Source organism: Psychrobacter sp. NG25 (assembly GCF_015234355.1).
Taxonomy (GTDB): domain Bacteria; phylum Pseudomonadota; class Gammaproteobacteria; order Pseudomonadales; family Moraxellaceae; genus Psychrobacter.
Genome location: NZ_JADGMV010000001.1, coordinates 633411 through 644953, shown reverse-complemented (window position 1 = coordinate 644953; position 11543 = coordinate 633411). Strand labels below are relative to the sequence as shown.

The 11543-nt window shown below is 42.9% G+C and carries 12 protein-coding genes and 1 tRNA gene; 5 read left to right on the top strand and 8 right to left on the bottom strand.

Going from position 1 to position 11543, the window contains the following annotated elements:
• Positions 1 to 19: 19 nt before the first annotated feature.
• The 4 genes from IPZ60_RS02710 to hisB form a co-directional block, all read right to left on the bottom strand.
• Positions 20 to 1135: an SH3 domain-containing protein gene (locus IPZ60_RS02710; protein WP_194196308.1), complete on the bottom strand. Its 1116-nt coding sequence runs from the start codon at positions 1133 to 1135 to the stop codon at positions 20 to 22.
• A gap of 98 nt (positions 1136 to 1233) precedes the next feature.
• Entirely contained in the window at positions 1234 to 1608 is a 375-nt protein-coding gene (locus IPZ60_RS02705) for a hypothetical protein (protein WP_194196307.1), read from the bottom strand.
• Positions 1609 to 1895: 287 nt separating this feature from the next.
• A complete protein-coding gene (gene hisH / locus IPZ60_RS02700) occupies positions 1896 to 2531 on the bottom strand; it encodes an imidazole glycerol phosphate synthase subunit HisH (RefSeq protein ID WP_194196306.1) in 636 nt (211 codons plus the stop codon).
• A gap of 175 nt (positions 2532 to 2706) precedes the next feature.
• On the bottom strand, positions 2707 to 3354 hold the full coding sequence (gene hisB, locus IPZ60_RS02695; RefSeq protein WP_194196305.1) for an imidazoleglycerol-phosphate dehydratase HisB: 648 nt from the start codon (positions 3352 to 3354) through the stop codon (positions 2707 to 2709).
• Between the two features lie 376 nt (positions 3355 to 3730).
• Between hisB and IPZ60_RS02690 the strand changes: the two genes are divergently transcribed.
• Together IPZ60_RS02690 and IPZ60_RS02685 are read left to right on the top strand one after the other, a co-directional pair.
• Positions 3731 to 4153: a hypothetical protein gene (locus IPZ60_RS02690; protein WP_194196304.1), complete on the top strand. Its 423-nt coding sequence runs from the start codon at positions 3731 to 3733 to the stop codon at positions 4151 to 4153.
• A gap of 122 nt (positions 4154 to 4275) precedes the next feature.
• Positions 4276 to 4351 (top strand) — tRNA-Phe (locus IPZ60_RS02685).
• 164 nt (positions 4352 to 4515) lie between these two features.
• Here the strand turns inward: IPZ60_RS02685 and IPZ60_RS02680 are convergent.
• On the bottom strand, positions 4516 to 4800 hold the full coding sequence (locus tag IPZ60_RS02680; protein WP_194196303.1) for a hypothetical protein: 285 nt from the start codon (positions 4798 to 4800) through the stop codon (positions 4516 to 4518).
• A gap of 236 nt (positions 4801 to 5036) precedes the next feature.
• Here IPZ60_RS02680 and IPZ60_RS02675 point away from each other — a divergent pair, with 236 nt between their 5' ends.
• Together IPZ60_RS02675 and IPZ60_RS02670 are read left to right on the top strand one after the other, a co-directional pair.
• Positions 5037 to 5534 carry a DUF4385 domain-containing protein gene (locus IPZ60_RS02675; RefSeq protein ID WP_194196302.1) on the top strand — a complete coding sequence of 166 codons (498 nt, stop codon included), beginning with the start codon at positions 5037 to 5039 and terminating at the stop codon, positions 5532 to 5534.
• Between the two features lie 312 nt (positions 5535 to 5846).
• Entirely contained in the window at positions 5847 to 6521 is a 675-nt protein-coding gene (locus IPZ60_RS02670; protein ID WP_194196301.1) for a phosphoglycolate phosphatase, read from the top strand.
• Between the two features lie 79 nt (positions 6522 to 6600).
• Here IPZ60_RS02670 and IPZ60_RS02665 read toward each other — a convergent pair whose 3' ends face one another.
• Entirely contained in the window at positions 6601 to 8175 is a 1575-nt protein-coding gene (locus tag IPZ60_RS02665; protein WP_194196300.1) for a YifB family Mg chelatase-like AAA ATPase, read from the bottom strand.
• Positions 8176 to 8576: 401 nt separating this feature from the next.
• Between IPZ60_RS02665 and hemN the strand changes: the two genes are divergently transcribed.
• Positions 8577 to 10040: an oxygen-independent coproporphyrinogen III oxidase gene (gene hemN / locus IPZ60_RS02660; RefSeq protein WP_194196367.1), complete on the top strand. Its 1464-nt coding sequence runs from the start codon at positions 8577 to 8579 to the stop codon at positions 10038 to 10040.
• Between the two features lie 94 nt (positions 10041 to 10134).
• Here hemN and IPZ60_RS02655 read toward each other — a convergent pair whose 3' ends face one another.
• Together IPZ60_RS02655 and IPZ60_RS02650 are read right to left on the bottom strand one after the other, a co-directional pair.
• Entirely contained in the window at positions 10135 to 10995 is an 861-nt protein-coding gene (locus IPZ60_RS02655) for an SPFH domain-containing protein (RefSeq protein ID WP_110922177.1), read from the bottom strand.
• A 15-nt stretch (positions 10996 to 11010) separates the two neighbouring features.
• The gene (locus IPZ60_RS02650) at positions 11011 to 11505 is read right to left on the bottom strand and encodes an NfeD family protein (protein ID WP_227669182.1); all 495 of its coding nucleotides are present in this window, start codon (positions 11503 to 11505) and stop codon (positions 11011 to 11013) included.
• Positions 11506 to 11543 lie beyond the last annotated feature (38 nt).

Genomic DNA, 11543 nt, shown 5'->3' with positions numbered 1-11543 from the left:
GGTTTTGGTGGCGTCTTCTCTATAGAGCCACCTTTATCCTAATATATTGAAACTCATCATTGATATGCCCGTCTTCTTTCCAAAAATTAAGGCTATGGGTAACCGCTAGATACAGATAGCCATCTCTTGACCAAAATATGTCTTCTGGTTCAGTAGCTGGCATCCAGTTTTTAAACTCTGCATTCAGTATAGGTACGATTTGCTTATTCTCAATACGATATAGCTCAAGGTCAGCATGTTGTTCACCGTAAGGATCAGCATAGACAGCAATAATGTGCTTCTTGTTTGGAGAAAGATAAGGGAAGCCTATAATACCCTGAGTTTCCTTTCCGTTCGTCTTATCAATCATCGTATAACCAGAGATTTCCCAGAATTGCCCAAAAATTAGATGCTGATTTAAAGCATTAATCTGTCCAATATATTCAAAGCTAGCTTTACCGTCATCATCAGTGTCGATATCGATCAGCTTAACTACTTTTTTGGCAGTTGGAATCGATAGGACACCTTTTTGTTTTTTAATCATTTTGTCTTTAGATAAAAAACTGACCGCAAGTGGACGCTTTTTTTCAAACAAGGATTTGTCGATTAATTCGAACTTAAGATAAGTTTTAAGTGCTTTTCCCTTTTCAAAACGTTCATCTTTTCCATCTGCTAATAAGTAGGTTATGATGTTTAATTCATCAGGCGTTAAGATAGTTTTACGAATGGCTCCTGTATGATCTTTTTTCACAAAGACCTTTTCCCATTTGACAATATTAGTCTCTATAACCCCGTCACCGTTCTCATCATATTCTCTATAAATTTTGTCCCGCACCGCATACCAGCCACCTCTATCTTCAATAACCTCTAATTTCTCTCCAAAGGTATAATCTTTCACTTTTCTAGCGGCACTGCTTGGTAATTGGTGTGCGACCGCACCATTCTCGTCAGTCACGAAGACTTTTTTTAGTACAGGCGTATTGTCATAGTCGAACTCGATACCATCACGATTGTACTGTGCCAAAAGTGCTGCTGATATGGGTTTATTTAGGTCAATGATGACGTTTTGATTTGCCATTGCTGAATGATAGCTAAACGTCGTTAGGCATAGAATAGTAGAAGAAAAAATGTAAGTAGGTATTTTAAATGAAGGCATAATATGGACTGCTATATATTTTATATTATGAATTTTACACCATAAAATCCTACTTAAGTTCACTTTATTAGTACTTAAAAGAAAATTACTTCAGTATATTAGCGCTGCTTTAACAGCTTAGTTGAGGGGTTGGATGCATGAAAGATTTTCGTCCACTTATTTAACCCATAAAGCACATAAGACAGTAGACAGGTATTGATCAAATCACGGATACTGGCGGTAAGCTGTTCATGGCTTAAACCAGCCAAACCAAGCGATTCAATCGTCTCTCGATTGTCCAAATACTCACCCAATAACGCAATGCAAGTCACTATCACTAAGGCGATAAAAGATCTGATACCTTGCTTTTTAAAGATAGGACGCAGTAGCATTAAACATAGGAAATAAGCACCGATACCAACATAAATATGTAGGGCATCTTTGGCCAGTCCTGTCGCTTCAATAATACTCATTTTAAAGGCGGTAAAATCCACTATATATTCCAAATATAAGCCAGTAGAAAATAACTGAGGGTATCACTATAGCCATCCCACTATAAAAGTATTACAGCGTTAACCTCGCTTGAAGTATCACATATACATCTACACTCGGTTGCCTTGTACTACTTTTAAATTGAATCGACTATAAACAATATGACTAAAAATTGGTGGCTAAAAATTGATAGCTGATAATAAAATCTGAGAACAAAAAAGGCAGATTATACAATGGATAATCTACCTTACTGCTGAATTAAATATTCAATTCACGTTTATCGTCTATCTTACACATTCCACTCTACAAAGTTCTTTAACAGCTGCAAGCCTGCGGTATGGCTTTTCTCTGGATGGAACTGGGTCGCAAACAGATTGTCTTGGATGACACTGGCACAAAATGGCTGACCATAGTCACATACCGCAGCCACTTGCGCGCTATCGGCAGGCTCGCAGTAGTAGCTATGCACAAAGTAAAAATGCGCATTGTCTTGAATGCCATTCCACAGTGGATGATCAAAATCCATACCGCTGATGGTATTCCAGCCCATGTGCGGTACTTTAATCGTAGCGCCTTGCTTGTCTTTCCACGTAGGGTCAAAGGCTTCTACCGTGCCCTTTAAGATGCCGAGACAGTCTGTACCACCATTTTCCACTGACTGCTCAAACAACGCCTGCATGCCTATGCAGATAGCCATGACGGGCTTATTAAATATCGCCTGACGTATGACATCATCAATGCCAGCATCATGCATGCCAGCGATACAGTCACGCATGGCACCGACACCGGGGAAGACGATTTTGTCTGCCGCAGCGACGACTTTTGGATCATTGGTGATAGAGACGTCTGCCCCGACCACTGACAACGCTTTACTGGCGGAATGCAAATTACCCATACCATAATCTAGTAGTGCTACTTTAGTCATCGATTGGTTCTCATTTTTAAATATTTTGACTACTGTACTATTTATATCGTTAGCCATTTATATTGTTGGCTATTACCAAGGTGTAGATAAGGTTTTGCTACAAGGAAGTCAAGCGCAGGCTGTACAGCTAGTACGCCAAGCTTGACTGACACCGTAGAAGAGCCTTAAATGCGCCTTAGAAAGCCTCTTTGGTCGATGGCAATGTATTTAACGCACGCTCATCATATTCACAAGCCATGCGCAGGGCGCGAGCAAAGGCCTTAAAGGTCGACTCAATTTGGTGATGGCTGTTTTTGCCTTTGAGATTGTCCAAATGCACGGTCATCCACGAGTGATTGACGAAGCCATAGAAAAACTCACTGAACAAATCAACATCGAAACGACCTACGTGCGAGCGAGTAAACGGAATGTCCATGTGTAAACCAGGACGACCTGATAGATCGACTACCGCACGAGTCAACGCTTCATCGAGCGGCGCATAAAAGTGCCCGTAGCGACGAATGCCTTTTTTATCACCTAGCGCTTTGTTAAATGCTTGACCAAGCGTAATACCAGTGTCTTCGACGCTATGGTGGTCGTCGATAAAGGTATCGCCGTTGCATTTGATGTCCAAATCAAACAAACCGTGACGCTTGATTTGATCAATCATATGATCCAAAAAAGGTACGCCAGTGTCTACCGTACCTTGACCAGTCCCATCCAGGTTGACGGTACAAGTGATTTGCGTTTCGGCAGTGATACGCTCAACGGTCGCAATACGTTCAGGGCGACCGTGTAAGTTTGCATTTTTTGGTGCATTTTGCTCAGTTGCATTGGCTGTCATGGCTACTCTCTATCAGTTTTTTATCAGTGAAAAGCGGTCAATAAAATAGGACGAACACACGCCCAAAATATTTTACTAGTGTCTGAGTCAGACCTTAGCGAAAAAGGTATTAGAAAGTGATATATACAAAAGATATCAAGATATTAGACGTTATACGTATTACATATTATCTAGACTCATCATAGCAAACCCTAACATTTACTGCTATGTCCAAGCCGTAAACCACGCACAAATTTACGTCATTCTGCTAAAATAGTGTGTTCAGTATTATCAATCATGACGCACGCTAATGCTATAACACGACAATTTGCGACATCACACTCTATGACATTATGATGTCTCACATCATAGAAACCCTCTGTTTATAGGAACTGCTATGCCTTTAGAAGCGATCGCCATCAATAGTTTGGATGCACCACTGATTAAAAAACCTGCACGCGATAATGAACTCTCTGAGCGCCTGCAGGCTTTATATGACAGCGATGATACTCAGCCCAGTGGCGCCGATGTACTCAGTCTCGTTGAGCAAGGTTTTAAACGTGGACAAATTCTATACGTCGGTATGTTCAATGACAAGCCGATCGCTGCAGTTGCCTGTTTTGATGATGGTCAGACCAATGCTAAACGCTTGCAGTATCTAACGGTGCATGAACAGAATCGCGGCCGTGCTATAGATGCCAAGTTTATTAAACTGGTCTATGATGCCGAAGTAAAAAAAGGCGTACGTGAGTTTGTTCCTGTAGATACCGACATTCATCGTATTATGAGCGAGTACGAACTACTGCGGGTAAAAGACTAAACTGAGAACTAGAATGTTTAATTTTGCCCATATCTGACTATTTATCGTCTTTTATCAGATATAATGCAAAAAATGCTTGACAGCAGTGCGTATATTTAGTTTAATAGCGCCTCAACGAAGACGGCTCGATAGCTCAGTCGGTAGAGCAACGGATTGAAAATCCGTGTGTCGGCAGTTCGAACCTGCCTCGAGCCACCATCGTTTAAGCATTCTAAAAAGCCCCAAACATTTATGTTTGGGGCTTTTTTTATGTTTGGATTTTTATGTTTAGGTAGCATGCTCATATGTATATTAAATACTTCGAGCAAGATTAACGCAGTAATATTTTTATAGTGGAATGACTATAAGCGCTTTCTTACTTATCACAAACGTTTTCTTAATAATAACTCACAACGCTCACGCGAGTCCAAATCATAAACCGTCGCACGGTAATCAATACCATGACGTCCTTCAAAAAATATCACCCGATCGCCCACTGCTAAGAAACAAGACGTGCGCGCATCATAAATAAACCCATCAATCACAAATGCCAAATCACGATCTATCTCGCGTACCGTGTATGTCTCTCCCTTTGGAATCAAACCCTCAAACCAAGCGCTATGAGCTGCACTAGAGATTAGCAGGCTTATCAGTATAGTTGACATCATAAGACTATTCTGTGATAACCGCATAAAACGTGAATATGTAGTCGTTATTTTATTCATGATGATTGGCTTCCTGATAAGTAATGTCTTCAACCCGCGATAGTATTGAAGCGGTTTTATAATAGGCAGACTATAACGCTGACAGTCACAGCTGAACAACATTTATACGCTGTTTTTTCAACAGTCCGGCTCAGTATACTAGGACGTGTTAAATATCGATATGCTTAGCAGGTAACGTTATGAGAGAGTTTGATTACGACTTAGACTACCAAAATCTAGACTTGCGCGCGCAGCCAGAGCTGTATCGTGTCGGTCGTGGTGAGCAAGGTGTACTACTCGTAGAGCCCTACAAATCAGAAATACTACCCCACTGGCGCTTTGCCGATCCTGACATTGCGACCGAGAGTAGTGACACTATTTATCAGATGTTCTTAGATTATTTGGCTGACGATGACTTTGTCGGTGCGGATATGGCGCGCAAGTTTATTCAAATGGGCTATACCCGCGCTCGTCGTTATGCCAATCATAAAGGTGGCAAAAAATACAAAGGCACCGTCCCTGATGATAAAAAAGGCCAAAGCGGTGCACATGGGAGAGAAGAGCTGCCACGGCAAGAGGAAGACCCTATCAAGGCCGAATCTGCACGTATATTTAAACAAAAATGGGACGAGTGTCGTAAAAACGAAGATTATCTAAGAATGAAAAAAGAGCATCGCGAACGCTATAAAGATGTCTAGGGCGTGTCCTCAATTCAAACGAGTGTCCTCTAAATGGGCTAAAAACAACTAAATTTTGCCAAACATCGTCAAATAGTTGGTCAATATCTCGATATTATCTGCACTACTTTCCTCGTTTGACGGCAATTTATCTCATTTTTATCACCATTTTTAAAATGAGGACACGCCCTAGTGATTGCTTTGGTTCATTAAGGTCTGTTGCACATTGAAAAAGTGAATTTTCTAGCCTCAAAACATTACTGTGCTAAGGTATGGCATAACGTAAAGTATGGCAAACATGACAAATAGAACGATTTCTAATAGCGAGGAATAATGGATAAGCAACTTTTGATTTTTGATTTCGACGGAACACTCATTGATAGTGTGCCTGATTTGGCTGATGCGACTAACGCTATGCTAACCACGTTGAGCAAAGAGACCTACCCTATCGAGACGATACGCAACTGGATAGGCAATGGCTCAAGATTACTGGTAGAGCGCGCGCTAGTGGGTAAGGTAGAGGTGTTAGAAAATGAGTTAACGGTCGAGGAAGCTGATCACGCAGAGCAAATATTTTTTGAAGCTTATAAAAATCTCAGTGGCAGCAAAACCGTCGCTTACCCAGATGTCGATAGCGGACTAAAGAAACTGAAAGATGCAGGGTATACACTGGCATTAGTAACCAATAAACCCATTCGTTTTGTACCGAAGATATTGCAGTCATTTGGCTGGCAGGACTTATTTAGCGAAGTATTGGGCGGTGATAGTCTCTCAACTAAAAAACCTGATCCGGCACCGCTATTGCATGTCTGTGAAGCGTTAAACGTTTCTCCAGAACAAGCCGTTATGATTGGTGATTCTAGAAACGATATATTAGCCGGACAAAATGCCAATATGGACACGCTTGGATTGTCTTATGGCTATAACTACGGGCAAGATATTCGTGAGCTAAATCCTACCGAAGCGTTTGATAGCTTTCAGGCGCTGCAAGATTATCTGCTTAAATAATTATAATCTCAAAAATTTTCACAAGGTTAGTCGCATCTTTTGTGGCTTACCTTGTGGGACTTATCTTGTGGGAATAAAGTCACTTGCTACGATAGCTCAGTGCCTCAGATACATGGACACTCGTTATATCTACACTATCAGAAAGGTCTGCGATAGTACGCGCTACTCGCAATACTCGATGGTAGCCACGAGCGGATAAATTCAGGCGCTGCTGAGCAAGCTGTAATAGCTGCTGCTCGCTTTCTCCTAATTGGATATATTTATCAATCTCGCTAGGACTCAGCTCATTATTGACCTTTTGTTGCCGCTGCATCTGATTTTTATGAGCGGCGGCTACCCTTACCCTCACTTGTTCGGAGGTTTCTCCAGCCTGAGCATTTTGCAAGTCAGCAATGGGCAAAGCAGGCACGGTGATATGCAAATCAATGCGATCTAATAGTGGTCCTGACAGCTTGTCTTGATAGCGTTTAATCTGCTCGGGTCGACAGCGGCAACGTCCTGATGTATCGCCATCATAACCGCATGGGCAGGGATTCATGGCAGCGACCAATTGAAAATTAGCAGGAAAAGTCATTTGTGAGTTGGCACGGCTGATGGTGATTTGCTTGGCCTCCAATGGCTGACGTAACACCTCTAATACCGTACGATCGAACTCTGGTAATTCATCAAGGAATAACACACCCTTATTCGCAAGGGTAATCTCACCAGGTTTCGGACGTGAACCACCACCCACCAATGCCACGGCTGATATCGTATGATGAACTTGCCTAAATGGCCGTGTACCATAGTCATAATCGCTGTCTGCGACTGAATAGGTGCTGGCTACTTCTAACGCATCTTCGTCACTGAGGTCAGGCAATATAGTCGGTAGACGCGATGCCATCAATGTCTTGCCTGAACCGGGCGGCCCTGTGAATAATATCGAGTGCCCACCTGCTGCTGCAATCTCTAGTGCACGCCGTGCATGATGCTGACCTTTGACATCAGCCAAGTCTACTTGATAACCTACATGCTGTGGTGCTGGGCTGGGTGTGACGACTACCAAAGACTCATAGTGTGCGCTTGGATTCGCTAACGACTGCAGATGATCACAAACGGCTTTGAGACTTTGAGCGCCTAATATCTCTACTCCTTCGACACGGCTGGCTTCTGCCCCGTTATCTATTGGCACGATTAATTTGACTGATGTTAATGCTTCTCTTGGCCGCTGCTCGCTTGATGGTTGCTCATTACTACTCGATGAAGTTACAGCCAACCCTTCCGCTTTAATCGCTCGAGCTACTGCCAAACTGCCTGTCACTTGCCGCAGATTTCCGTTTAGTGCCAATTCACCGATAAACTCAAACCCTGATAACACGTCTGGATCGAGCTGATCACTGGCTGCCAAGATACCGATAGCAATCGGTAAATCTAGCCTTGCGCCATCTTTAGGTAAATCCGCAGGTGCTAGGTTAATAGTGAGGCGGCGATTGGGAAACTGAAACCCAGAATTCAATATCGCGGAACGTACTCTGTCTTTACTCTCACGCACTGCAGCTTCTGGTAGGCCGACAATGGTCAATGCAGGCAAACCTTGCGACAAGTGCACCTCAATAATGACCTTTGGTGCGTGCAGACCGACGACTGAACGGGTATAGACTTGAGCAAACGACATGAGTGTTTCCTATAAAGAGGCTCTCTCGATAATAGAGGATTACACATAGGTACGCAAATGTCGTGTTTTGAGTCATAAAACCTCATGTGATTGATGATTCAATCATGAGCTCATTATCTTAATAAGTTTTGCCTAAGAGCACTCGCTATTCACCCCACTATTAACAAGGATTTGTTATACTAGCCACTGTCTATTTAGACATAAATATCGCTAGAAAGGTGATCATAAACGAACGGTTTCAATTGCTACCCTTGAACCACATAAACTCTAGCAATATATATGGTCAAAACGAGGAATATCGCATGACAGAACATCCAGAACAAAACAATTCTAACAGTGCTGACCATATCGAGCAGCCTTACAATCGCGCCGAAGAGCAGCCGACCACGACACGTCCTGTCATGCAACCAGACAACCCTTATGCTAGTTTGCGCGGCAGTATTACGAGCAAACATCTACCCGCATTTGATGAAGCGATCATTCATAAATACAATCGCTCAGGGCCACGATATACCTCTTATCCAACGGCTTTAGAGTTCGCGCCAATCGCTGACAACCTTGAGACTAAAATCCTGCAGAACCGTGAAGCGCGTGCTCCCCTATCTTTGTACTTTCATATCCCTTTCTGTCGTCACCTTTGCTACTACTGTGCTTGCAATAAAATTATTACCAAAAAAAATAGCGACTCGGGCGATTATTTGCAGTACTTAATTGCTGAGATTAAGCATAAGCGTCGCTTATTATCTGTGCCAGAAGGTAGCAGCAAGCCATTGGTCAAGCAGCTGCATTTGGGCGGTGGTACACCCACATTTTTGCGCGATGAAGAAATGGTTCAACTGTGGCAGTTTTTGCAGACGCAGTTTGAGTTTTTGCCCGAAAATGAAGGCGACTACTCTATTGAGATTGACCCGCGCGAGCTGAGCGAAGACACACTAAAAGTATTGCGTGGTCTTGGTTTCAACCGTATCAGTTTAGGTGTGCAAGATTTAGATGAAACCGTACAAATCGCTGTCAATCGTGTGCATTCAGCAGAATTGATTGAAAATGTGCTCAACGAGGCGCGCGAACTTGGCTTTCACTCTATTAACATCGACTTGATTTATGGCTTACCACATCAAACGCCTGATACCTTTAACCAAACGGTACAGCGCATCATAGAGATGTCGCCAGATCGTCTGTCTGTGTTTAACTATGCGCATCTGCCTGAGCGCTTTAAAGCGCAACGTCAGATTAAGGATGAAGACCTACCCAATCCAGCAGCGAAGCTTACAATGCTTGGCAATACCATCAATATGTTGAGCGAAGCGGGCTATCAATATATCGGTATTGACCATTTCGCAAAGCCTGATGATGAACTCGCTATCGCACAGCGCGAGGGTAAATTACATCGTAACTTCCAAGGTTACACCATCATGGGTGACTGCGACCTATTAGGATTCGGTGTTTCTTCTATCAGTCAGATTGCCAATGCCAGTACCCGCTATATCCTACAGAATGATACGGATCTGCAAGCCTATCAAGCCAATATTGATATGGCAAAAATCAATCCTACTGTCATGCCAGCGGTAAAAGTAATCAAGACGTCGATTAAAGATCGTCTGCGTGAATATGTCATTATGAACTTGCTCTGTCATGACTATGTTGATTTTAAAGATGTGAATCAGAAATTCGGTATCGATGCTATTACTTATTTTATTGATGAAATAGCACAGCTCGGTGCCATGCAAGACGATAGACTCATCGATATGGATGCGGCTGGTATTCGTGTTTTACCACGTGGACGCTTATTGGGTCGAAACGTTGCGATGGTCTTTGATGAATATCTGGAAACAAAACATAAAGATCGTTTTTCGAAAGTGATTTAAAGCAACTTTAAAAAATAACTTTAGAAAGCAACTCTGAGTTTATAGCGCAAAAAAGACCTCGCTTGAGGTCTTTTTTTATCTGAAATAATAGTTACTACACTTTTAACTTATCACCCACCATACCTTTTACGGTACTTAAAATATCAGCAGGTAACACCACCATTTTTGAGTTATCAGATTCAGCCAGTTCACGGATTGCCTTGATATACTGCTCACCAAGCAAATAAACAATCGGCATCTCTTCTGTGCCCATGGCGTTGGTAATCAAACGAATCGACTCTTCTGAGCCTCTCGCTAGCACTACCTGCGCTTCAGCATCACGGCGTGAGGCCTCGAGACGCCCATCGGCTTCTAGGATAGCCGCTTGCTTTTGACCATCAGCACGCGTCACTGTGGCACGACGTAGACGCTCTGCCGCCGCCTGCTCTTCCATTGACGCTTGCATAGTTTGCGATGGGTTAATATCTTGAATTTCTACCGTCTTCAGCGTGATGCCCCAATCAGCGATATCTTCTGAGATTGCATGCTTTAGCTTCATCTTGATTTCGTCGCGACTCGACAAGGCACTATCCAGATCCATCTCACCGATGATTGAGCGTAATGAGGTCTGTACCAGATTGCGAATACCATATTCATAATCTTCGATGCCATATACTGCTTTGTCAGGGCGTACGATATTAATGTAAGCCACTGCATTGGCGATAATCACCACGTTGTCTCGAGTAATGACTTCCTGTGATGGAATATCAAGCACGATGTCTTTAGTCGTCACTTTATAGGCGACATCATCGACGAAAGGAATAATCAGATTTAACCCAGGCTCTAGCGTTTGGCTATATTTCCCCAAGCGCTGCACCACCCATTTGTAGCCTTGCGGTACGATGCGAACACCCTTAAACACTGTAAACACCACCAGTGCCACCAAGACCAACATGACAATACTAAAGCTTCCCATAACCCACCCCTATTATTATATTTGTTTACTATTATTCATCGCTGCCTGCGATTTCATACTGCTCACAATCAACTCGTTGCCGACGATATCGGTCACGACCACTCTATCACCGACTGCTACTTGTTCCCCTCTCGTGCGGCATACCCACTCAGCAGCACCAACAATAGGTACACTAAATCTGACGGTACCTGCCCTATCTGGCTGCGGCTGTACGATAATCATGCCAGTTTCGCCAACGATAACGCTGCCACCCAAACCTGCTTTGGTACGGTCTATCGATAACGGCTTAATGAATTTGAACCATGCCAACAGAAATATAGCCGATAACACCAACCAAATAATCACTTGAACAAAGACTGAAATCGGCAATAACCATGAAAGGGCTGCAACAATGATAGCAGCAGCACCAAACCATAGGCTTGCAAATGTGGGCACAAACATCTCAACAATCAGCAATATAAAGCCTAAAACGAGCCAATGCCAAGGTTCAATCATCCAAAGTATGTCCATCGCTGCGATACCTCTTATCTTTGATATTCTAACTTTCA